We start from the raw sequence: 22023 nt of genomic DNA on the forward strand, positions 1-22023 counted from the left end.
ATCAGTCCCTCGGATCGTCGGGATCCAGTCCGTGCAGCGGGAAGACCGCCCGGCGGGTGTCCCGGATCGCAACGTCCACCGGGTCGTCGTTCCCGTCGCCCCACGGACGGTAGCCGGTGTCCGCGCTGTCGGTCATCGTGACCGGCACCTCGGCACTGGGCGCGGCCTCGCGCACCGAGTCCACCCACTCCGCGGGCAACGGCGTCGTGGGCGTCACGTCCCGGTCGAGCGCGGTCGCCAGCAGGTGGGTCCACGACCGCGGCACCACGCGGATCAACTGGTAACCGCCGCCTCCGACGGCGATCCAGTTGCCGTCCGCGTGCTCCCCGGCCAACTCCCGCAGCCTGGCGTAGATCGCCCGGTGCCCGTCCACGGACAGCGAGAGATCGGCGAGCGGGTCCTCTTCGTGCGAGTCGACCCCGCACTGCGTCACGAGAACCTGCGGCCGGAACCCGGCGAGCAGCGAGGGCACCACGGCGTTGAAGGCGCGCAACCACCCCGCGTCACGGGTCCCCGGTGGCAACGGGATGTTCACCGCCGTGCCCTCGGCTTCCCCCGTACCGATCTCCGACGAATGCCCGGTGCCCGGGAACAGGGTGAAGGGATGCTGGTGGAGTGAGATCGTCAGGACCCTGGGGTCGTGGTAGAACGCCGCCTGCACCCCGTCGCCGTGATGCACGTCGGTGTCGACGTAAGCGATCCGGTCGAAGCCGTGGTCGAGCAGCCACGAGATGGCGACCGCACAGTCGTTGTAGACGCAGAACCCGGAGGCATGGTCTCGCATGGCGTGGTGCAGCCCACCGGCGATGTTCACCGCCCGGCGGGCCCGGCCGGCCGCGACCTCGCGCGCGGCGAGCAGGGTCGAACCGACCACGAGCGCCGAAGCCTCGTGCATGTCGCTGAACACCGGGTTGTCCATCGTGCCCAGCCCGTGGCCCACGTCCCAGCCGGACAGCGGCGCCTGCTTGACGGCTTCCAGGTACTCCGCGGCGTGCACCCGCAACAGGTCCGTCTCACTGGCCGGCTCGGGCACGAGCATTCCTATCCCGTCGAGCACACCGAGGCCGCGGGCCAGGCGAATGGTCAGCTCCAGGCGCACGGGGTTGAACGGATGCTCACCTCCGAGGTCGTAGCCGAGCAGTGCGGGGTCCCAGACGACGGCGGGCTGCATGAACACCGATGGTAGTCCGGCGATGCGCGCTGGTGCGGCGTCCGAAGTGGCCTTCGATGAAACTCCTCGCCGAGCACGTGAAGTGCCGCCCGAATGTCGCTTGTGAAGGAAGGCGGCGCAGGCCGGCACGCGTCCCGCTCGCCTAAGGCGCGGTCGTCGCCAGCGACTACCATGGATTCCTGCGGACGAAGGGGATATTGTGAACGATCTCATCGACACCACAGAGATGTACTTGAAGACCATCTTCGAGCTCGAAGAAGAAGGTGTCGTGCCGCTGCGTGCCCGGATCGCCGAGCGCCTGCAGCAGAGCGGGCCGACGGTCAGCCAGACGGTCGCCAGGATGGAGCGTGACGGCCTGGTGAAGGTGGCCGACGATCGCCATCTCCAGCTGACCACGCACGGCCGGGAACTGGCCACCGCCGTGATGCGCAAGCACCGGCTCGCCGAACGGCTCCTGCTGGACGTCATCGGGCTCGAATGGGAGCAGGTGCACACCGAGGCATGCCATTGGGAGCACGTGATGAGCGAGGCGGTCGAACGGAAGCTCGTCAAGCTGCTCAACCACCCGACCACCTCGCCCTACGGCAACCCGATCCCCGGGCTGGACCGGCTCGGCACGGGCGAGGCCATCCCGGGCACGGAGCCCGGCCTGGTCCGCCTGGACGAGTTCGCCCGGGCGGGCGGCGGCAAGGTCGAGATCCGCCGCATCGCCGAGCACGTGCAACTCGACGCGAAGCTGATGGTGGACCTCAAGACCGCCGGGGTGGTGCCCGGTGGCATCGTGAAGGTCGGGCGGGCCACCGGCGGCAGCACGGTCGAGGTGGCCGGTGACGGCTCCAGCCTGCAGGTGCCCATGTCGGTGCTGCACGCGGTGTTGGCGCAGGCGAAGTGAGCCCGGCTCGGCACGAGGCGGGCCTCCCGCCCGCGAAGGCCGCATTCGAGTCGTTCCGGTCCGTGCACGGGCGCCCGCCCACGGGTGTCTGGTCCGCGCCGGGGCGCGTGAACCTGATCGGTGAGCACACCGACTACAACGACGGTTTCGTCCTCCCTTTCGCGCTGCCGCACCGGCTGGCCGCAGCGGCCTCGCCCCGTGACGACCAGGTGCTGACGGTGTCCACCCTGGGCTCGGACGGCCGGCTCCAGGAGGCCGCGCCGGTCCGGATCCCGGACCTGCGGCCGGGCTCGGTCCAGGGCTGGGGCGCGTATCCGGCCGGGGTGGCGTGGGTGCTGCGTGACCACGGCTTCGACCGTGGCGCCGACCTGGTGCTCGCCGGTGACGTCCCCACCGGAGCGGGCCTGTCCTCCTCGCATGCGCTCGAGTGCGCGGTCGCGCTGGCCCTGCTGGGCCTGGCCGGGCTGGAACTGGACGATCCCCGGACGCCGGACCGCATGGAGATCGCACGCTGGGTGCAGCGGGTGGAGAACGACTTCGTCGGCGCGCCCACCGGGCTTCTCGACCAGACGGCGTCCCTTCGCTGTAGTGCGTCACATGTCCTCTTCCTCGATGTCCGCTCCGGCGAGGCGGAGCAGGTCCCGTTCGACAGCGCCGCGCTCGGGCTGCGGATCCTCGTCATCGACACGCGCACGAAGCACTCCCACAGCGAGTCGGGTTACGGCGAGCGCCGCCGCGGCACGGAACGAGCCGCCGAGTTGCTCGGGCTCAAGGCCCTGCGGGACATCCCGTTCGACGGTCTCGGCCCGGCGCTCGACCGGCTGCCCGCGGAACTGCGGCCGCTGGTGCGCCACGTCGTGACGGAGAACCAGCGCGTCCTGGACACGGTGGCGCTGCTGCGCGCGGACAGGCTCGCCGAGATCGGCCCATTGCTCGACGCGTCGCACACGAGCATGCGGGACGACTACCGGATCTCCACCCCCGAACTCGACCTGGCCGTCGAGGTGGCGCGGGAGACCGGCGCGCTCGGCGCCCGGATGACCGGCGGTGGCTTCGGCGGCTCGGCCATCGCGCTGCTGCCCGAGTCCGCTGTGGCTGCGGCCGGCCAGGCCGTCACCGCGGCCTACGAACGGTCCGGCTGGCGCGCGCCGCGAACCTTCGTCGCCGTGCCCTCGGGCGGCGCCGGCCGCGATCTGTGAGGCTGTGTCGGGCAGCACACCACCGTGGTCCAGAATTGGCGGACAACCTCCTCCCGTAGCGAGAAAGGCACTCGACGACACCATGGCTACCGGCTCCCGCAAGCCCCTCAAACTGATCGTCACCGGCGGTGCCGGGTACGTCGGCAGCGTCTGCACGGCGAGACTGCTCGAAGCCGGACACGAGGTCGTCGTGGTGGACGACCTGTCGACCGGCCACGCGGACGCGATCCCCGAGGGCGCCCGGTTCGTGGAGGGCGACGCCGCGGACGCGACCGCACGGGTGCTGGCTGACGGCGGGTTCGACGGCGTGCTTCACTTCGCCGCCAAATCACTGGTCGGCGAGTCCATGCAGGACCCCGGAAAGTACTGGCGCGGCAACGTGTTCACCGCCATCCGCCTGCTCGACGCGATGCGTGAGCACGGCACCCCGCGGCTGGTGTTCTCCTCGACCGCGGCGACCTACGGCGAGCCTGAACAGACCCCGATCACGGAGGCCGCGCCGACCCGGCCCACCAACACCTACGGCGCGACGAAACTGGCGATCGACCACGCCATCACCAGCTACTCGCAGGCACACGGGCTGGCCGCGGTGAGCCTGCGCTACTTCAACGTGGCCGGCGCCTACGGCCGCTTCGGGGAACGGCACACCGCTGAAACCCACCTCATTCCGCTCGTGCTGCAGGTGGCCACCGGTGACCGCGCCAGGGTGCAGATCTACGGCGAGGACTACCCCACCGAGGACGGCACGGCGATCCGCGACTACATCCACGTCACCGACCTGGCCGACGCCCACCTGCTGGCGCTCGAAGGTGCCCGCGCCGGCGACCACCGGATCTACAACCTGGGCAACGGAACCGGCTTCTCCGTGCGCCAGGTGATCGAGACCTGCCGTCAGGTCACCGAGCACGCCATTCCGGCCGTGGTGGCGCCCCGCCGCGCCGGGGACCCGGCGATCCTGGTCGCCGCCAGCGACCGGGCCCAGGAGGAACTCGGCTGGAAGCCCGAACGCACGGACCTGCGCGACATCGTCGCCGACGCGTGGCGGTTCACACAGGACCGCACCCGGGGCTGACCTCCCGCGAAGGGCTTGCCTCCACGATCACGGCTCGCCCGGCCCGGCCGGGCGAGGTCCCGGGATCGCCGAGGCCAGCAGCCGCACCAGATCCCCGACGTGGGCGAGATTGCGCACCCGCTCGGGCGGCAGGCCGACGTCGAGACAGCGCGCCAGGAGATCGGCCAGCGTGTGCCCCGGCATGGCGGTTAACGCGTTCTCGAAGGCGATACGGGCAAAGGCGCCTTCGCCCCGGGCGTAAGCGGAGTACCCGAGCAAGGTGGCGGCTTCGGCCCGTTCCGGTGCCGGCGTTTTGCGGACCAGTTCCAGCCACAGTGCTTCGGCCCGCATGCTCTGCTCGCTGCCGGCGGGCAGAGCCGCCGCCAGGCAGGCGTCCCGCACCCGCATGTCGGACAAGGCGAGCGCCAGGCGCACCACCTGCTCGTCGGACAGCTCCGGCGGGCCGGTTCGGGCCCGGGCGAGGGCCTGCCCGACCTCACGGAACGACTCGGCATACGAGTCCTGCTCCGCCCGGTCACCCAAGGCCTCGAGGCGATGCTCCAGCAGCCTTTCCCGCCGGGCCACCGCGACCGGGTCGTCAGGGTCGAGCAGGCGGGCCATCTGCTCCCGGCTGTCGAAGGTGACGAAACCCCTGCTCGCCAGTGCGGCGGCCACCGGCGTGGCGGCGTCGTCGGGAAGCACGCCCGCGCAGTCCGGATCGTCGTAACACGACCACGGCGCGCCCGCGCGAATTTCCGGCGTCCAGAACGCGTGCTCGACCGGTCTGCCGAGCGCGCGGAGCGCGGCGGCGAGCGCGCGGACGAACCGGCTAGCCGGCCGGTCTCCGCGATCCGGTGGATGGCCGGGAGGCCGGCCCACGATCACGATCGTGGCGGAAGCGATGGGATGCCGGGTGAGGAGGGCGGACAGCGCCGCGGCCGCCTCGTCCTCCCGCTCGGCCGCGGGGAGATCGAGCCGCAGCACCGGACCCACCGATTTCCCGGCGGCGCCGCCGGAACCGACGAGGACGACCGAGTTCGCGGGCCGGAACCCCAGCAGATGCGGAACCGCGGCGATCAGGTGCGCCGGGTCCTTGACGTGGATCGTGATCCCGCCATCGGGCGGGGCAGTCGTGGTGGTCATGTCTCCAGCCTGGCGGAGGCGGCGGCCACGTGGTGGCCCGATCCGAAATCTGTGGACAACCGGGACCACTGTGGACAAATCCGCCTTTTCGATCTTGGTGATGCGTTTTTCGTCGCACCCTTTCGTTAAGGTCCGCGGCTCCTGCACCCACGGGTGGAGAACGGAATCCACCCATGCGCCGACGCACGAACCGCCCTCTCCCGGCGATCCTGACCATCGCCACGGCAAGTCACCCTGGGAGAGAACCTCATGCCCACCACGGACATCCTGCTCTATCTGGCGATCGCGATACTGGTCGTCTGGCGCGTGATAATCCGCCAGTTCCGCGGAAGCGCCCCCACCGTGCGCGGTCTGACGGTGATCCCCGGCCTCCTCGTCATCGTGGGCGCCGTGAGTTGCGCGCCCCTGCTGCCGAAGGCATCGGGCGCGGAACTGGGCCTGCTCGCCACCGACCTGGCCCTGCTGATCGCGTTCGGCGTGGCCCGTGCCGCCAGCACCAGGCTCACCGAACGCAACGGCTATGCCTTCCAGAAGGGCACCGCGGCAACGCTCGTCCTGTGGCTGGCGACCATCGCCATCCGCGTCGGCGTCGCGCTGGTGGGCGTCCAACTCGGCGTGGCCGGACCACTGACCTCGGCTTCCCTCCTGCTGTCCATGGGTTTGACCATCGGCACGCAAAACGCCGTCGTCTATCTCCGCGCCCAGCGGCTCGGGCTCCGCATCGCCCCGGACCGGGCCACACCCGTGCGATCCTGACGGCCATGACCTACCAGCCTCGACGCATCCGGTTCGGCGGCGCGCTGGACTCGCTGCGCTGGCTGCTTCTGAGCGCACCACTGTTCACGCTGATCGGGCGCCTCACGCCGTCGACCTGGCCGCTGGTGGTCCTCGGCCTGGTCTCGTCGCTGCCGGTCATCCGGCTTCCTGCTCGACCAGGCTGGCTACTCCCCGCCGCGCTGGCCGCGACAGCCACGGCGAGCGCCGCACTGTGGATGTTGATGCCGAGCAACCTGGCCTCGGCGGCCATGTTCGCCGCTGTTTTCTACGCCGTGCGGTTCCTGTCCGGCCGGCAAGCCACCGCGATCGTGTCGATCGCGGTGGCGGTGATCGGAACGGTGTTCGCGCTGTCGCAAGAACACGTCCTCGGAACCTTGCTCAACCTCGCGTTGCTCACGGCGGTCGTGCTCGGGGCCGTCCATCGCCATGACCGCCAGGCCCGGGTGGAGCAGACCGAACTGGCGCTGGCCCGGGCGCAGGCGGTCGCGGAGGAACGCACCGTCGCCGCCGCGCTGGCCGAACGCGCCCGGATCGCCCGGGAGTTGCACGACGTGCTGGCGCATTCGCTCTCGGGTCTGGCGTTGAACCTGCAGAGCGCCCGGCTCATGCTGCTTCGCGACGGCGCGAGCGAGGAGTCGGTAGGCCAGGTCGAACGCGCTCAGCGCTTGGCGAACGACGGGATAGCCGAGGCGCGCAAGGCGGTCGCCGCACTGCGCGACGATCCGGTTTCCCTCGACCGCGCGATCGACGACCTGCTGACCGGATACCGGCTCGACACCAGCGCCCCCGCGAAACTCGCCATCCAGGGAAGCCCACGCGAGATCGGCACGGCGGCCGGCGCCACCGTGCTCCGCGCGGTGCAGGAATCCCTTACCAATACTCGAAAACACGCGCCGGGCGCACCGGTGGAGGTCACCCTGACCTATTCCCGGGCGCTGGTGGAGGTGACGGTGCTCGACCACCAGAACGGACCGGTGCCCAAAGGCACGGCGGGCTACGGTTTACGGGGCATGCGGGAACGGGCCGAACTGCTCGGCGGCAGCCTCTCGACCGGCCCCGGGGAGGATGGATGGCGGGTACACCTGACGGTTCCGGCGTGACGTTGCGCGTGGTGCTGGCCGACGACCAGGCCGTGGTCCGCGAGGGCCTGGTCACGCTGCTCGGCCTGCTCCCCGGGATCGAGGTGGCCGGCGCGGCCGCGGACGGCGAGGAGGCGATCGCACTGGTGGCCGAGCACCGGCCGGACGTGCTGCTGGTCGACCTTCGGATGCCGCGCTGCGACGGGGTCGAAGCCACCGAGAGAGTCCGCGCCACGCATCCCGGCACGGCGGTCGTGGTCCTGACCACCTACGCCGACGACGAATCGCTGCTGACCGCGCTTCAGGCGGGCGCGCGGGGCTTTCTCACCAAGGACGCCGACGCCGAGACGATCGTGCGGGCGTTGCACTCAGCGGCCAGCGGTTTGTCCACAGTGGATGGTTAGTTGCAGCGGCGGCTGGTGGAGGCGGCGAGCCGATCCCGGCCTCACGCGCGCTCACCGGGGACCGAGGGACTCACCGCGCGGGAGACCGATGTGCTGCGCCTGATCGCCGGCGGGCTGTCCAACGGCGAGATCGCCCGCGACCTGGGGGTCAGCGAAGCCACCGTCAAGACCCACATCAACCACCTGTTCGCCAAGGCGGGACTGCGTGACCGCGCCCAGGCCGTCGCCTTCGCCTACCGGACCGGACTGGTCCAGCACTGATTTAAACTCCCTTCCCGATGAGCAAGCTGTGTTGTTCAAAACGCGCGATCGGCGTCTACGGATCGGCGAGCCAGTCCGGCGGCCCGCAGCCGCGTTCGCGGGGCCTTCGGCGGCGCGTCTTCCACTCACCGAAACTGAACACGGACTTTGCATGACCCTCAAGCTCCAGCAGCGGGTAGTCGCGGCCGCGGAAGCGGCGCTGGCCCGGCAACACTATGTCGCCCCGGTCGAGGTGCTCACCGCGCTGGGCTGGCTGGCCACGGCCAACGTCGAGGACTGGCGCCGCGGCCGGTTCACTCCCCTGGCCCGGATCATGCAGGTCGACGAGGCGAAGCTCCGATCCGCCGTCGGCCTTCTCCGCGACTGGGCGGAAGGCCGTGGGCTGACCCCGAGCGAGATCCCTTACGTAGCGGGCACGCGCGACCGCCGGCCACTGGTCTTCGCCGACGAGGGCAACGAAACGGTCGAACGCGCGTTTCGCACGCACTGGGTTTCGCCGAAGCTGTCGGAAAAGAAGCGGGAACAGCTCGAAGCACGCCAGGCCAAGGCGCCGGATCTGGCCGTCATCTCACCAATCAACGACTGGACGTGCGCGACCTGCGGCAGCCCGGAGCAGGCGGGCGAATTCCTGTTCATGGAGGACGACCAGCCGCTGTGCCTGTCCTGCGCCGACTTCGATCACCTGGTGTTCCTGCCATCCGGCAACGCGGCGCTGTCTCGTCGCGCGAAGCAGGAAAGCACCCTGTCGGTTCTCGTCATCAGGCTCAACCAGCGCCGCAAACGCTACGAGCGGCAAGGCATCCTGGTCGAAGAGACGGCGCTGGAACGAGCCGAACGGCAGTGTCTGGCCGACGAGGACGTGCGCGCCCGGCGGCGTGAGCGCGACGCGCAGCGGCGCGCCGCGCAGGACGTCGAGTTCCAGGCCGCGATGGCGGCGGAGATCCGCCGCCTGTTCCCGGGCTGCCCGGCCGATCGCGCGCAGGCCATCGCCGAACACGCCGGAACCCGTGGTAGCGGGCGGGTGGGCCGCTCGGCGGCCGGGCGGGCCCTGGACGAGGGCGCGGTACGGCTCGCCGTGATCGCCTCGGTCCGGCATCTGGACACCGCCTATGACGATCTGCTGATGTCCGGGGTCCCCCGGGCGCTGGCCCGTGAGCGGATCCGTGCCGACCTCGACCGGGTCCTCGCCCGCTGGGAGGGGCACCCGGCCGGTCGCTAGGTGGTGTTCAAAGCGGTGGAGCCGCTGGCGGTGGGCCGTCCGCTTGCACCGCTACGCAAACCCTTCAGAGCAGTCTCTAACCGCGAGAGATGTAGGCGGCCAGGTGCTCGTGGGTCTCCTCCAGCTCTTCCATCCGGGTCTTGACCACGTCACCGATGCTGACCACCCCGGCGAGCCTTCCCCGTTCGAGGACCGGGACGTGCCGCACCCGGTGCCGGGTCATCAAAACGCTGAGATCGTCGACCGAGTCACGCGGAGTGCACGTCACCACCGCGGTGGTCATGATTTCCGAGACCGGGCGGGCGAGCAGTCCGGCGCCTCGCTCGTGGAGCTTTCGCACGACGTCGCGCTCGGACACCATCCCGGCGAGCCCGTTCGGCCCGACCACCACCATGGCGCCGATGTTGTGTTCGGCGAGACCGGCGAGCAGCTCCGTCACCGTCGTTTCCGGTGTGACGGTGGCGACCGCCGAGCCCTTGTTCCGTAACACGTCCGCGATTCGCATCGAGACCTCCCGGGTCGAGTGATCCAGTTCACATCAGGCTACGGCCAACCGGCCGATGACGAAAGCCGCGAGGCGCGCGAACGGGCACATAATGCAATCATGAAATCACTTCACGCAGCTTCCGCAAGCCGGGCTCGATGCGGTCGAGCGGTATGGCGCCGTATCCGAAGATCAGTCCTTGCATCACCCCGTGGGGCTCGCCGAAGCCGTCCAGCGAGTACAACCACACGCCCGCCCGCCTCGCGGCACTCACCATCGGCTGCGCCGGTTTCGCGGTAAAAGCGCTCACGTGCAGCCCGGCGGAGGAGGGCACGGGCGTGAGTACGTCCGCGAAATCCCGCCGTACGATCCGGTCGACCTCCTCCTTGCGGAGCTGGTACTCGCGACGAAGCCTCCGCACGTGCCGCGCGAATCCGCCTTCCGCGAAAAAGGACGCCAGCGCCGCCTGGCCGAAGCTGCCGGAGTGCCAATCCGTGAGACTCTTCGCCTTCTCCAGGGCCTCCCGCAGACTCGGTGGCGCAACCAGGAAGCCCAGGCGCAGACCCGGCAGCAGCACCTTCGAAAAAGATCCGATGTAGACGACACGACCGCCGGAATCCAGGCTGTGCAAGGGTTCCAGAGGACGCCCGGTGAACCGGAACTCGGTGTCGTAGTCGTCTTCCAGTATCGCGGCGCCGTGCGTCTCGGCCCACGCGATCAGGTCGAGCCTGCGCCGCAGCGACATCGCGACACCGAGCGGGAACTGGTGGGACGGCGTGACGTGCACGGCCCGGCAGTCCGCGGGAATCTCCTCGACGACGATGCCCTCCTCGTCGACCGGAACGCCGACGGGCCGCACGCCGAGCGCGGCGAACAGGTGACGGGGCGGTGGGTACCCGGGGTTCTCGACGGCGACCCGGTCCCCCGGCCTGAGCAGCACCCGCGCGAGAAGATCCACGGCCTGCTGCGAGCCGCTGGTCACCAGCACGTCGTCCGGCCTCGCCCGCACGTTCCGGGAAAGGCCGACGTGTCGCGCGATCTCCGCCCGCAACGCCGGAAACCCACGCGGATCACCGTAGGTCAAGACGTCGGGCCGCGAATGCCGCACCTGCTGGGTCAGCAGGCGCCGCCAGATCTGGAACGGGAACAGCCCGACGTCCGGCACGCCCACCCGGAAGTCGTAGTCCGGTCGCTGATGAAACGGCCCCGGCGGCTTGGGTATCGCCGACCAGACGTCGATGGGCTCCAGTGAAGTCACGTCGTCGTCACGTGGCTCGCGGGTCATCGCCGAACCGGCTCGCACGAACGTTCCCGCACCCACCCTGGGCTCCAGGAACCCTTCCGCGGTCAAGCGGTCGTAGGCCGCGCCGACCGTGTTCCGGGAGACCGCCAGCCTTCGCGCCAGTTCCCGCGTCGGCGGCAACGCCTCGCCCGGCCGGAGCCGCCCGTCCAGGATCGCCGCCCGGATCTGGTGGTAGATCTCGTCCCGCCGGCCGCGACCGCTCCCGATGTCGATGTGGATCTCCACGCGGCGAGCTTACGGCCGAAATCGGCCCAATGGTGAAGGCCGGATTTTGGCCCTTCGATGGGACCGCTCCGCCTCGTAGCATCGGCGACATGGACGTTCGTGAACTGGACCGGCGCGCCCTGGCCGCCCTTGATGAGATCGTGCGCGACCTGCGCCCGGAGGACCTGACCCGCCGCACCCCGTGCGAGGGCTGGGATCTTGCCGATTTGCTGCGACACCAGGTCAGCGAAAACCACGGCTTCGCCATCGCGCTCCGCAAGGGCTCGGCGCCGGACTGGCACAGCGGAACGCTGGGCGAGGACGCCTACCGGAGCTATGCCGCCTCGGTCGAGGAGTATCTGAACGCGCTGGACGACGACGGCCTGCTCGACCGGCAGGTCACCGTGGGCGAGTTCGGCGCCTTCCCCGGCCACGTCGCGGTCAGCATGCATCTGGTCGATTCGGTCGCGCACGGCTGGGACATCGCCAAGTCTCTCGGCCGCCCGTTCGAGCCCGATTCCGAAGCACTGCAAGCCGCCCTGCGGATCGCGGAACAGATCCCGGCCGATCCCGAGTTCCGTCTGGAGCGGGGCACCTTCGGGGCCGTCGTGGAAGTCGGCGCGGAGGCGTCCGAACTCGACCGGTTCGTCGCCCTCCTCGGCCGGTCACCAGACTGGCGGTGACGTGGCCTGAAGCAGGAGCCAGGGCGATGAACGAACTGGCAGACTGGCGGGCATGGCAGACGAAGACCCGTACCTGTGGCTGGAAGATGTGACCGGCGAGCGGGCGCTGACCTGGGTCCGCGCCCGCAACGCCGAGACCGTCGGGGAGCTGACCGGCGGCGAGCGGTTCGAGCGGTTGCGCGCGGAACTCCGTGAAGTGCTCGACGCCGACGACCGCATCCCCTACGTCCGCAGGCGCGGCGAGTTCTTCTACAACTTCTGGCAGGACGCCCAGCACCCGCGCGGGCTGTGGCGGCGCACCACGCTGGAGGAATACCGCACGGAGCGGCCCGAGTGGGAGATCCTGCTCGACCTGGACGCGCTGGCCGAGGCCGAGGGCGAGAACTGGGTGTGGCAGGGCGCGACCGTGCTGCGCCCGGAGTACCGCTGGGCGTTGGTCGAGCTCTCCCGGGGTGGCGCGGACGCGACCGTGGTCCGCGAGTTCGACGTGGACCGGCACGCCTTCGTCGAGGACGGCTTCCGGTTGCCCGAGGCCAAGAGCCGGGTCGGCTGGATCGACCAGGACCGGATCTACGTCGGCACCGACTTCGGCGCGGGTTCGCTGACCGCGTCGGGCTATCCGCGGGTGATCAAACAGTGGCGGCGGGGCACCCCGTTGAGCGAAGCGACCACGGTGTACGAGGGCAAGCCCGACGACGTGTCCGTGTACGCCTACCACGATCCGACCCCGGGCTACGAACGGGACTTCGTCGGCCGGTCCATGGACTTCTACCGGTCGGAGGAGTTCCTGCGCACGCCCGACCGGCTGGTCCGGATCGATGTGCCCGAGGACGCGCCGACCTCCGTCCACCGGGAGTGGCTGCTCATCCGCACCCGCTCGCCGTGGACGGTGGCCGGCACCGAGTACCCGGCCGGGACCCTGCTCGCCGCGAACTTCGATGCCTACCTCGCCGGGGAGCGCGACCTGACGGTGCTCTTCGAACCCGACGACCGCACGTCGCTGGAGTCCTACACGTGGACTCTCGACCATCTACTGCTGACCACGCTCTCCGACGTGCGCACCGAACTGCACGTGCTCACGCCCGGCGAGGACGGCTGGAGACGCGAACCGCTCGCCGGAGTGCCGGCGATGAGCACGGGCGACGTGGTCGACACCGACCCGTATGACAGCAACGAGTACATGCTGGACACCAGTGGCTTCACTGAGCCCTCCACGCTGGTCTACGGTCACGTCGGCGGCGAAACGGAGACGCTCAAGCGCGCCCCGGCCCGGTTCGACAGCGAAGGCATGTCGGTCGACCAGTACTTCGCGACTTCCGCCGACGGCACCAGGATCCCGTATTTCGTGGTGCGCCCACAAGACGGGCAGGGACCGGCCCTGCTCAACGGTTACGGTGGTTTCGAGATCTCCCTGACGCCCGGGTACAGCGGGGTGATCGGACGGGGCTGGCTCGCCCGCGGCGGCACGTATGTGGTCGCGAACATCCGCGGCGGCGGGGAGTACGGGCCGGGCTGGCACACCCAGGCGGTCAAGGAGAACCGGCACCTCGTGTTCGAGGACTTCGCCGCGGTCGCCGGCGATCTCGTCGACCGCGGGATCACCACCCCGGAACGGCTCGGCATCCAGGGCGGCAGCAACGGCGGGTTGCTGATGGGCGTCATGCTCACCCGCTATCCCGAACTGTTCGGCGCCATCGTCAGCCAGGTCCCGCTGCTCGACATGGCCCGCTACCACCTGCTGCTCGCCGGGGCGTCGTGGGTCGCCGAATACGGCGACCCCGATGACCCCGCGGAATGGGCCTACCTGAGCCGGTACTCGCCGTACCAGAACGTCCACAGTGGACGCAATTATCCGCCCGCACTGTTCCTCACGTCCACCCGGGACGACCGGGTGCATCCGGGGCACGCGCGGAAGATGGTGGCACGGATGCTGGAACAGGGCCACGACGTGCGCTACCACGAGAACATCGAGGGCGGCCACGGGGCGGCGGCCGACAACGAGCAGCTCGCCTACAAGTGGGCGCTGGTGTTCGAGTTCCTCTGGACCACGCTCAGCGGCGCGGCTCCTGCCCGCTGAGGAACTCCTCGAAGGTGATCTTTCTTGCGCCGTTTTCCGGCACGAGATTCCCTCCTTCGCGATATCCGCGGCCGGTCCGGCCAGGCATCCGGACCGGCACCACGGGGCGGCGGCCGACGGAACGCAGGTAGGACCGCGTAAGGTCTCGGGCCGTGCGCACCTGGAGGCCGTCCAGGCCGGACTCCTCAACGATGCGCTCAGTGGCAAGTTTCGCCTTGTAGTAGAACAACGGCACGCGGTCGGGTGCCGCCCGACGGCTGAGCACGCGTACTTCAATCCCTTTGGCCACCGGCTTTTCCGCGACGACACGGCCCAGCGTGCTGGGTGGAGCCATGTCTCGAAAGACGACACCGTCGAGCGCGGCAGTCGAACGCATTGACCAGACCTGACCGTTCGGTCTAAGATGAGATCTATCGGTCAGGGGACCCGCTCGATGTCAGCTTTCATGTGACCACGCGTCGGCGATCAGATCACCACGAAAATCCACAGTGGACCGTCTGATCTCGGTACAACTAGGGGAACCGAAATGACGTCAAAAGGCAATCGAGTAGTCATTGTCACGTTCGGCACGCGCGGAGATGTCGCGCCGTACACCGGCCTCGGTGTCGAACTCGAACGGGCCGGATACCAGGTAGCGATCGCCACCCAACGGCCATACGCCGAACTGGTCACCGGCTGTGGGCTGGAATACCGGGAAATACCAGGCGATCCGCAGGCCGTAGCCGCCTCCTCGACAGGACGCCGGACACAGGGCACCGGGCCGAAGGCGCTCGCCAACTCGCTCCGGATGATCAAAAACCATTTCCGCGAGGTCAGCGAGGGCATGCTGGACACCATGCGGGACAGCGCGGCCGACGTGTTCGTGCTGTCCATGGCTGCCATCCCGGCCGGCTATCACATCGCCGAAGGGCTTCGCGTTCCCAGCCTCGGCGCGGTTCTCGTGCCGGTTCACCCCACCGGCGACTTCCCAGCACCCGCACTCTCCCGGATACCGGCGCCCGGCCGCTGGGGCAACCGCATGGTGGCTCGCGTCAGCGCCGCGGGTACCAGCAGGATCTTCCAACCGAGCGTGGACTGGATACGCCAGGAACTCGGGCTACCGCGCCTCAGTGCCAAGGCAACTCGCCTGGAACAGGATGCCCGGCGCTGGCCGGTGTTGTGCGGCTACAGTCCTGCCGTACTCCCGCGACCCAGTGATTGGCGAGAAGGCGTCGACGTAGTCGGGTACTGGTGGCCGGCCAGACCCGCCGGCTGGGAACCACCGGCCCGGCTGGTGGAATTCCTGGAGAACGGCCCGCCGCCGGTATGTATCACGTTGGGCAGCATGACCACGCACGACCATTCGGACCTCGCCGAACTGTTCGGTGCCGCACTGAAAAAAGCGGGCGTGCGCGGCATAGTTCAGCAAGGCTGGGCGGATCTCGCACCCACCGAAAACGAGCAACTCATGGCTATCGGCGAGGTTCCCTACGACTGGTTGTTCCCCCGCCTGGCGGCGCTCGTGCATCACGCGGGCGCAGGCACGGCAGCGGCCGGTCTGCGAGCGGGTGTGCCCGCGATCGGCGTGCCGGTGTGGCTCGACCAACCTTTCTGGGCCGGCCGGTTGCTGGACCTGGGCGCCAGCCCGGCCAGCATCCCGTTGCGCCGGCTCAGCGTCGACCGGCTGGCAGCGGCGATCCGCGCCGCAGTCAGCGATCCCTCCTACCGGCAACGTGCCCAAGGAATGGCGCAACTGCTCCACGCAGAGGATGGCGCCGCGAAAGTCGTCGCCGCGGTGAAGCAGCTCGTGTGATCAGCTCCCTGACCGCCATGTAGATGGACCAGACGGAATCTGACAGCTTGTCAGCCCGACGCCCCCTCCCTCGACGTAGTTGACACCGGCGTCGATGATGCGGCTGGCGCATCATGCCTCCTGTGGAGTAGCCGCTGCGCGGGACGCGGCCAGCCAGGACAGACCGAGACCGGCCAGGGCGAGGGCGGCGCCCGCCAACCCGTTCCAGCGCAACGCGCCTGCGGCAACGATGCCACCGCCGAGCGCGGAGCCGAGCGCGTTGGCGAGGTTGAACCCGCTGACGTTGACGGCGACCGACAGGGTCGGCGCGTCCGCGGCGTGCCGGAGAATCAGGCCCTGCAACGGGGCGATCGTGGCGGTGGCCAGCAAGCCGAAGGCGAGCACCGCAACGATGGCACCCGGTTGCCATACAACGGCGAACGGCAGGACGGCCAAGATCACCGTCAGGCCGAGGAACACGGCTCGCACCGTCATGGTCGGTGAGACGTCCGTCAGCCGGCCGGCGGCGAAGTTCCCCAGCAGGCTGCCGACGCCGTAGGCCAGCAGCAGGGCGGATGCCACACCAGCAGAGAAGCCGCTGACCTGCGTCAACAGCGGCATCAGGTAGGTCAGTACGGTGCCGACTCCGGCGAACCCGATCGCGGTGGTGGTGATGGCCAGCAGCACCGGGCGACGCCGCAGGACCCGAAGCTCGGACCGGGCGCCGGTGATCGGTGCGGGCGTGCGCGGCATCGCCACGGCCAGCACGACACCGCCCGCGACGGCAACCAACGCAACGGCCAGGAACGGCGTTCGCCAGCCGAAGGCCCGGCCGAGCAGGGCGCCGAGGGGGACACCCAGCACGGTCGCGATGGTCAGTCCGGAGACCACGATGGCGATGGCGCGACCGGCCCGTTCGGGCGGCACGACGGTCGTGACCACGACCATCGAGATGGCGAAGAGCGTTCCTTGGGACAGCGCGGCGAGTACCCGGCTGACCACCAGCAGACCGTAGGAGGTCGCCGCGGTACTGACCAGGCTCCCAGCGACGAACAGCGCAACCAGCCCGAGAACCAGGCCCTTGCGGGGCATCCGTGCGGTGAGCACGGTGATCAGCGGGCCGCCGATCACAACGCCGAGGGCGTATGCGGTGACGAGTTGGCCGGCGCCGGCCACGGAAACGTGCAAGGTGCCCGCGATCTCCGGCAGCAGGCCGCCCACCAGGAGTTCGGCCGTGCCGATCGCGAAGATGCACAGGAGGAAACCGGCGATGACCGGGAACGCACGTCCCGTCGTGGCGGGCGCCGGAGTGCCGGGCGAGGTCGTTGCGGGTGTCATACCGCGGAACGTAAAGTCTCACATGGATGTGAGAGTCAACGTGTTGTGGCGGGAGTCGCAGTGTCGGTGCGGACGATCAGGATCGGCGAGTTGTCCCGGCTCAGCGGGGTGAGCCAGCGGCTGTTGCGTTACTACGAGGAGCAGGGTCTGCTCCGGCCACAACGCCGGCCGAGCGGATACCGGGAGTACCTGTCCTCCGACATCGCCGTCGTGCGCCAGATCCGTGGCCTGCTGGCGGCCGGGCTGTCCACCGCGACGATCTCCTCGGTATTGCCATGCATCCGCGAGGACGGCGGGCGACTGGTGCCCACCTGCCCGGACCTCGTCGCGCACCTACGAGGCGAACGCGACCGGATCGACCAGGCCATCGACGACCTCACCACATCCCGCCAGATCCTGGACACGGTGATCAACGCGGCACCGTCGGCACCGGCCCCGGCGAGCTAACGCCAGACCAGACACGTTCCGACAGCGCGGTATTCCCAGCCTGGAAGAAGCGGGCGGTCTCGGCGTCGGCGTCGCCGGGAAAGTACGCTTCGACGGCGATCTCCTCGAGCGTAATATCGAACGCCGCGCCGAAGGTCGTGATCGTGTTCACGAAGCACAGCTCCACGCCGCGATGACGGATGCGGACAGGCAGCGCGATTTCGGTGGGGCCGACGGGTCGATCCTGATGCATGTCCGAGTATCGCCCGACGACACCGATCACCGCAATTACATGGCATGTAATCGACAAATCCGGTCGACACTGGGATGGTCGGCCCATGAATGACAGCAGTCAGGCAGAACACAACAAGGAAATTATCGTGCACGGCTTCACGGAATTCACGGCGGGAAACGTTGAAATACTGCGCACGCTACTGCGCGAAGATTTCATCGAGCACAGCCCCGGAAATCCGTCCGGACGGAAGACCTTCATCGAATTCATCACCAACTCCCCGGTGGCCGACGCACGGCTCGACCTCAAGCGGGTCATCACCGACGACCAATATGCCGTAGTGCGCTACCACATGACCTCGAATGTTCTGACCCGCACGCGCGACAGGCCGTCGCGCTCAAGGTTGCGCAGGCGGTCAGCGTGACCATCCGCCGACTGACACCCTGATTGAACGGTGAAACGCACTGCCCCGCGGGCCGCCTCCATCAACACGCCGATGCTCCACTCGCCACTGGCCCGGTTGTGGACATCAAGGACCGTGTACACCTGCGCGCCGCTGACCTGGTCGGGAACACAGGTGTTCCGCTGTGACATGAAAGTGCCTTCTTCCGCCGGGACGCCAGGTCGCAGATCATGGCCACTGCAACAAGAGGTGCACTCAGGAGATCATGCACCGCAACATTCGGCGAGGAGCCCGACCATGACAGTCACGTTCGATGATGCGGTGCGCCACCTGCTCGACGGCAAAAACTTCGCCACCGTCGCGACCCTCAACCCGGACGGCGGACCGCAGACCTCGGTGGTCTGGATCATTTGCGACGGCGACACGGTGGCGTTCTCGACCACCGACGGCCGGCAGAAGGCTCGCAACCTCTCCAGGGACCCGCGGGTCAGCCTCACCGTCCTGGACGCCGGCAACCCCTACCGGTCCGTGGAGATCCGCGGCTCCGCCGAAGTAGCCGAGGACCGCGATGGGGCATTGCAGAAGGCGATCTCGCACAAGTACTTGGGAGAGGACCCGCCGACCGACCCTCACGGCACGGTCCGGGTGGTGGTCCGCGTCATCCCCCACAAGGTCAACAGTTTCTCGGTGTGAGGTCGTGCCAGCTAATCACATTCCGCGCCCGCGGCGGCCGGCACGTATTGTCAAATGCAACAGAATCCCGCGCGAATCAGTAAAGCGGGCCGCCACGAACTCGGCGCGGGCCTGCTCGATCGCCTCGAGGAGCCGCTCCGCTGGGCGTGCTCGGCCAGCGCGGTAGATGCCGGCCACGCTCGGGTTTGCCGGTCGGGCCAATGGATGGCCGCCGTGCTTTCTCTTGCGGGAGGCAGCGTTCACGGCTTTGGGACTGGTGGACTCGCAGGTTCAAGTGCCGCGGGGCCGGGGCGAGTCCGTTCGCGAAAGGTGCGGCGGTAGCGGTCGGGAGGCACGCCGACCGTGCGGTTGAAGTGTCGGCGCAGCGTTGTGGCGGTGCCCATGCCGGTGGCCGCCGCGATGGTGTCGACGCTGTTGTCGGTGGTCTCCAGCAACTCCTGGGCGTGACGTATCCGCTGAGTGAGCACCCATTGCAGCGGGGTGGTGCCAGTGACCAACCTGAAGTGGCGCCCCAGGTTGCGCGAGCTCATCCGTGCCTGGCGAGCCAGGTCCTCCACGGTCAGCGGCTGGTCCAGCCGTTCGATCACCCAGGGGAACAGTTCGGCGAGCGGGTGCTTGTCCGGGGCGGGTACCGGGGTGGTGATGAACTGGGCCTGGCCGCCGTCCCGGTGCGGCGGCACGACCAGGCGGCGAGCGACGGCGTTGGTGATCGACGAGCCGTGGTCGAGCCGGACGAGATGCAGGCACAGGTCCATGGCGGCGGCTTTGCCGGCGGAGGTGAGCACGCTGCCGTTGTCCACGTAGAGGACGTCCGGGTCCACCTGCACCTTCGGGTAGCGGGCGGCCAGGTCCCGGGTGTGCGCCCAGTGCGTGGTCGCGCGACGCCCGTCCAGCAGTCCGGCGGCGGCCAGCACGAACGCGCCCGTGCAGAGGGAGGCCACACGTGCGCCTGCCTCGTGGGCCGCGCGCACCGCGTCGACCAGGTCGGCGGGTGGATCCTCATCGACGTCGGCCCAGCCCGGGACGATCACGGTGTCGGCGCGCGGAAGGCGGTCGAGGCCGTGGTCGGGCTCCAGCCCGAACCGGCCGGCCCGCACGGCGCCCGGCCCGCAGACGGAGACGTCGTACCAGGGACCTGCTACACCGGCCGGTGCGAAGCCGAAGACCTCGTACGCCAGGGACAGTTCGAAGTGCAGCATCCCGTCGGTGACGGCCAGGGCGACAGTGTTCACGTCCGGAATTGTATGGGTCATGGCGTTCCGGACACTCGCGCTGGGAGTCCGCCCTGGTCAGGATGATCACGACGGATCGCAGCAGATCATCTGGTTACGAGGAGAGAACCCATGGGGTTGGGGCACACGGTGGCGGTGTTCGGCGCGTACGGGCACACCGGGCGCTTTGTGGTGGCAGAGTTGCGGAAACGCGGGTTCGTCCCGGTTCTCTCCGGCCGGGATGCCGACAAGCTGAAGGCACTGGCGGAGTCCGGGCCCGGGCTGGACGCCCGCCCGGCGTCGGTCGGCGACCCGGCCTCGCTCGACCGGGCACTGGCCGGCGCGGCGGCCGTGATCAACTGTGCCGGACCCTTCGCCACGACGGCCGCCCCCGTGATCGAGGCGGCGCTGCGCGCCGGGATCCCGTATGTGGACGTGGCGGCCGAGATCGAGGCCAACGTCGATACGTTCGCGCACTTCACGGACCGCGCCCGGGCCTCGGGAGCGGTGATCGTCCCCGCGATGGCCTTCTACGGCGGCTTCGGCGATCTGCTGGCCACCGCAGCAATGGGCGACTGGACGACGGCCGACGAGGCGCACATCGCGTACGGGCTGAGCAGTTGGCACCCCACCGCCGGGACACGTGCCGCGGGCGCGGTCTCCCATCAGCGGCGGGACGGCCGACGTGTCCGCTACCGGAACGGGCGTCTGGAGTACCACCAGGACGACCTGCCGACCCTGGAATGGCCCTTCCCCGAGCCGGTGGGATCCCGCGCTGTCATCGGAGAGTTCACGATGGCCGACGTCGTCACCCTTCCCAGCCACCTGAGCATCCCCGAAGTGCGTACCTACATGTCTCTCGAGGCGGCCAGGGACATAGCGGCCCCGGACACACCGGAACCTGCCGCGGTCGATCAGCGTGGCCGGTCCGCGCAGACCTTCCTCGTTGATGTCGTTGTGCGCTCCGGCGGGAGCGAACGGCGCGCTGTGGCGAGGGGCCGGGACATCTACGCCGTCACCGCACCGCTCGTTGTGGAAGCGGTTGACCGCATCCTCACGGGACGGACCAGGACGGTCGGTGTTGCTTCCGCCGGCGCGATCTTCGACGCGCCCGACTTCCTCCGCGCACTGTCCTCGCAGATTTCCCTGGAGCTGCGTCCGTAGCGGGCAGACTACCCATGCAGCGCGCCGGGCTGCCTTAGTTCGGCGGCGGTAAGAACGGCGTATGCCACTACGTCGACTCGGGGGCGGCGGTGTGGCGGGCATCGCCTGGGCACACGGGCATGCTCGCCGGCTTGGCCTGGACATGACCACCTTTACCGGCCACTATCGGGAAGGTCCTCGCCGAGGTGCGCTATTCCTCCACGTCTGGGACGGCGACAAGCATGGCCGCGACCCATAGGAAGACCTTGGGGTCGCCGAGCTCGGAAGCCGTGAGCCAGTCCGCCGCCCGACGCGCCTGTTGCTCATCCTGGATCAAACCCCATCGCCCTGGACGAACGCCGGTCGCCTGCCGGACATCACGGACGAGACCGCCAAGGCAGGTCCAGGTGTGCCAGAGTCCGCAGTCGTAGCCAACCAGCTCGAAACCGAGCAACCGACCGGCGGCGATGGGCGCCCGTCGCGCCAGCCGCTCCGGCAAACTGCCCGCTTGCTGGTCCCACCCGCCTTCGGCCATATCAGCCAGCAACGCGGGAATATCCGAAGCGGCGATCCCCACCCCGAGCGCATGCAGGCCAGCTCGATTCGCCTGAACACGTGCTTGTTCGGCCGATTCCGAGTCGCCGAACCAGTCAACCCAGCCTTGCGGATCCGCGGCCAGCAACTCCACGACACAGCTGCTCATCGACACCAGGTCAGTGCTCGGCAGGTCAGCGTCCTGCCAGTCTTGCCGAGTCTCTCGCGAAGCGACGCGGTAGCCCGCCAGGGCGTAGTTGGTGGTCACTGAATCAGTTTCGTCGGCCGGGCAAGCGAAAATCTGTTGGTCGACGATCCGTCATGT

At 69.1% G+C, this 22023-nt stretch carries 22 protein-coding genes and 1 pseudogene; 14 read left to right on the forward strand and 9 right to left on the reverse strand.

The window, feature by feature from the left end; all coding sequences use genetic code 11:
- Nucleotide 1: 1 nt before the first annotated feature.
- Nucleotides 2-1171 (reverse strand): acetoin utilization protein AcuC, encoded by a 1170-nt coding sequence (locus A3CU_RS0115940; RefSeq protein ID WP_027943148.1) that lies wholly within the window; start codon nucleotides 1169-1171, stop codon nucleotides 2-4.
- 199 nt (nucleotides 1172-1370) lie between these two features.
- Between A3CU_RS0115940 and A3CU_RS0115945 the strand changes: the two genes are divergently transcribed.
- The 3 genes from A3CU_RS0115945 to galE all read left to right on the forward strand — a co-directional run bounded on the left by A3CU_RS0115945 (nucleotide 1371) and on the right by galE (nucleotide 4334).
- Nucleotides 1371-2063 carry an iron-dependent transcriptional repressor DtxR gene (locus A3CU_RS0115945; RefSeq protein WP_027943149.1) on the forward strand — a complete coding sequence of 231 codons (693 nt, stop codon included), beginning with the start codon at nucleotides 1371-1373 and terminating at the stop codon, nucleotides 2061-2063.
- Nucleotides 2060-3262, forward strand: coding sequence for a galactokinase (gene galK, locus A3CU_RS0115950; RefSeq protein ID WP_027943150.1), 1203 nt, complete (start codon nucleotides 2060-2062; stop codon nucleotides 3260-3262). Before A3CU_RS0115945 ends, galK begins: the two co-directional genes overlap by 4 nt.
- Before the next feature lie 82 nt (nucleotides 3263-3344).
- On the forward strand, nucleotides 3345-4334 hold the full coding sequence (galE, locus tag A3CU_RS0115955) for a UDP-glucose 4-epimerase GalE (protein WP_027943151.1): 990 nt from the start codon (nucleotides 3345-3347) through the stop codon (nucleotides 4332-4334).
- Nucleotides 4335-4361: 27 nt separating this feature from the next.
- Here the strand turns inward: galE and A3CU_RS45000 are convergent, their stop codons facing one another.
- Nucleotides 4362-5456, reverse strand: a complete 1095-nt coding sequence (locus A3CU_RS45000; protein ID WP_052371769.1) for a DUF4192 domain-containing protein — start codon at nucleotides 5454-5456, stop codon at nucleotides 4362-4364.
- A gap of 249 nt (nucleotides 5457-5705) precedes the next feature.
- Between A3CU_RS45000 and A3CU_RS0115965 the strand changes: the two genes are divergently transcribed.
- From A3CU_RS0115965 to A3CU_RS0115980, 4 genes and pseudogenes are all read left to right on the forward strand, one after another.
- Nucleotides 5706-6212 carry a hypothetical protein gene (locus A3CU_RS0115965; RefSeq protein ID WP_027943152.1) on the forward strand — a complete coding sequence of 169 codons (507 nt, stop codon included), beginning with the start codon at nucleotides 5706-5708 and terminating at the stop codon, nucleotides 6210-6212.
- Nucleotides 6213-6217: 5 nt separating this feature from the next.
- A complete protein-coding gene (locus A3CU_RS0115970; RefSeq protein WP_052371770.1) occupies nucleotides 6218-7333 on the forward strand; it encodes a sensor histidine kinase in 1116 nt (371 codons plus the stop codon).
- Nucleotides 7330-7977 (forward strand): annotated as a pseudogene (locus A3CU_RS45005) (response regulator). Before A3CU_RS0115970 ends, A3CU_RS45005 begins: the two are co-directional and overlap by 4 nt.
- Before the next feature lie 151 nt (nucleotides 7978-8128).
- Nucleotides 8129-9196 carry a DUF2293 domain-containing protein gene (locus A3CU_RS0115980; protein WP_027943154.1) on the forward strand — a complete coding sequence of 356 codons (1068 nt, stop codon included), beginning with the start codon at nucleotides 8129-8131 and terminating at the stop codon, nucleotides 9194-9196.
- Between the two features lie 76 nt (nucleotides 9197-9272).
- On the opposite strand, the gene A3CU_RS0115985 is transcribed toward A3CU_RS0115980, so the two are convergent.
- Together A3CU_RS0115985 and pdxR are read right to left on the reverse strand one after the other, a co-directional pair.
- Nucleotides 9273-9701, reverse strand: a complete 429-nt coding sequence (locus tag A3CU_RS0115985; protein WP_027943155.1) for a CBS domain-containing protein — start codon at nucleotides 9699-9701, stop codon at nucleotides 9273-9275.
- Between the two features lie 97 nt (nucleotides 9702-9798).
- Nucleotides 9799-11208 carry a MocR-like pyridoxine biosynthesis transcription factor PdxR gene (gene pdxR / locus A3CU_RS0115990; RefSeq protein ID WP_027943156.1) on the reverse strand — a complete coding sequence of 470 codons (1410 nt, stop codon included), beginning with the start codon at nucleotides 11206-11208 and terminating at the stop codon, nucleotides 9799-9801.
- An 89-nt stretch (nucleotides 11209-11297) separates the two neighbouring features.
- Here pdxR and A3CU_RS0115995 point away from each other — a divergent pair, with 89 nt between their 5' ends.
- Entirely contained in the window at nucleotides 11298-11870 is a 573-nt protein-coding gene (locus A3CU_RS0115995) for a TIGR03086 family metal-binding protein (protein ID WP_027943157.1), read from the forward strand.
- A 52-nt stretch (nucleotides 11871-11922) separates the two neighbouring features.
- Nucleotides 11923-13947: a prolyl oligopeptidase family serine peptidase gene (locus A3CU_RS0116000; protein WP_027943158.1), complete on the forward strand. Its 2025-nt coding sequence runs from the start codon at nucleotides 11923-11925 to the stop codon at nucleotides 13945-13947.
- On the opposite strand, the gene A3CU_RS0116005 is transcribed toward A3CU_RS0116000, so the two are convergent.
- Nucleotides 13922-14323: a hypothetical protein gene (locus A3CU_RS0116005; protein WP_027943159.1), complete on the reverse strand. Its 402-nt coding sequence runs from the start codon at nucleotides 14321-14323 to the stop codon at nucleotides 13922-13924. The genes A3CU_RS0116000 and A3CU_RS0116005 overlap by 26 nt on opposite strands.
- A 150-nt stretch (nucleotides 14324-14473) precedes the next feature.
- Between A3CU_RS0116005 and A3CU_RS0116010 the strand changes: the two genes are divergently transcribed.
- Nucleotides 14474-15739 carry a glycosyltransferase gene (locus A3CU_RS0116010; protein WP_043841305.1) on the forward strand — a complete coding sequence of 422 codons (1266 nt, stop codon included), beginning with the start codon at nucleotides 14474-14476 and terminating at the stop codon, nucleotides 15737-15739.
- A gap of 111 nt (nucleotides 15740-15850) precedes the next feature.
- Here A3CU_RS0116010 and A3CU_RS0116015 read toward each other — a convergent pair whose 3' ends face one another.
- Nucleotides 15851-17056: an MFS transporter gene (locus A3CU_RS0116015; protein ID WP_084143300.1), complete on the reverse strand. Its 1206-nt coding sequence runs from the start codon at nucleotides 17054-17056 to the stop codon at nucleotides 15851-15853.
- A 75-nt stretch (nucleotides 17057-17131) separates the two neighbouring features.
- Here A3CU_RS0116015 and A3CU_RS0116020 point away from each other — a divergent pair, with 75 nt between their 5' ends.
- Entirely contained in the window at nucleotides 17132-17503 is a 372-nt protein-coding gene (locus tag A3CU_RS0116020; protein WP_027943162.1) for a MerR family transcriptional regulator, read from the forward strand.
- Here the strand turns inward: A3CU_RS0116020 and A3CU_RS0116025 are convergent.
- Nucleotides 17466-17765, reverse strand: coding sequence for a hypothetical protein (locus A3CU_RS0116025; RefSeq protein ID WP_027943163.1), 300 nt, complete (start codon nucleotides 17763-17765; stop codon nucleotides 17466-17468). The two genes, A3CU_RS0116020 and A3CU_RS0116025, sit on opposite strands and share 38 nt — an antisense overlap.
- Before the next feature lie 55 nt (nucleotides 17766-17820).
- Between A3CU_RS0116025 and A3CU_RS49830 the strand changes: the two genes are divergently transcribed.
- A complete protein-coding gene (locus tag A3CU_RS49830) occupies nucleotides 17821-18138 on the forward strand; it encodes a nuclear transport factor 2 family protein (RefSeq protein WP_169739638.1) in 318 nt (105 codons plus the stop codon).
- A 276-nt stretch (nucleotides 18139-18414) separates the two neighbouring features.
- The gene (locus A3CU_RS0116035; RefSeq protein ID WP_027943164.1) at nucleotides 18415-18810 is read left to right on the forward strand and encodes a PPOX class F420-dependent oxidoreductase; all 396 of its coding nucleotides are present in this window, start codon (nucleotides 18415-18417) and stop codon (nucleotides 18808-18810) included.
- Nucleotides 18811-19049: 239 nt separating this feature from the next.
- Here the strand turns inward: A3CU_RS0116035 and A3CU_RS0116040 are convergent, their stop codons facing one another.
- Nucleotides 19050-20042, reverse strand: coding sequence for a helix-turn-helix domain-containing protein (locus A3CU_RS0116040; protein ID WP_027943165.1), 993 nt, complete (start codon nucleotides 20040-20042; stop codon nucleotides 19050-19052).
- 111 nt (nucleotides 20043-20153) lie between these two features.
- On the opposite strand from A3CU_RS0116040, the gene A3CU_RS0116045 reads away from it, so the two are divergent.
- Nucleotides 20154-21185 carry a saccharopine dehydrogenase family protein gene (locus A3CU_RS0116045; protein WP_027943166.1) on the forward strand — a complete coding sequence of 344 codons (1032 nt, stop codon included), beginning with the start codon at nucleotides 20154-20156 and terminating at the stop codon, nucleotides 21183-21185.
- Between the two features lie 190 nt (nucleotides 21186-21375).
- On the opposite strand, the gene A3CU_RS0116050 is transcribed toward A3CU_RS0116045, so the two are convergent.
- Nucleotides 21376-21966, reverse strand: a complete 591-nt coding sequence (locus A3CU_RS0116050; protein ID WP_052371773.1) for a hypothetical protein — start codon at nucleotides 21964-21966, stop codon at nucleotides 21376-21378.
- Nucleotides 21967-22023 lie beyond the last annotated feature (57 nt).

Source organism: Amycolatopsis taiwanensis DSM 45107, from assembly GCF_000519205.1.
Classification (GTDB): Bacteria; Actinomycetota; Actinomycetes; order Mycobacteriales; family Pseudonocardiaceae; genus Amycolatopsis_E; species Amycolatopsis_E taiwanensis.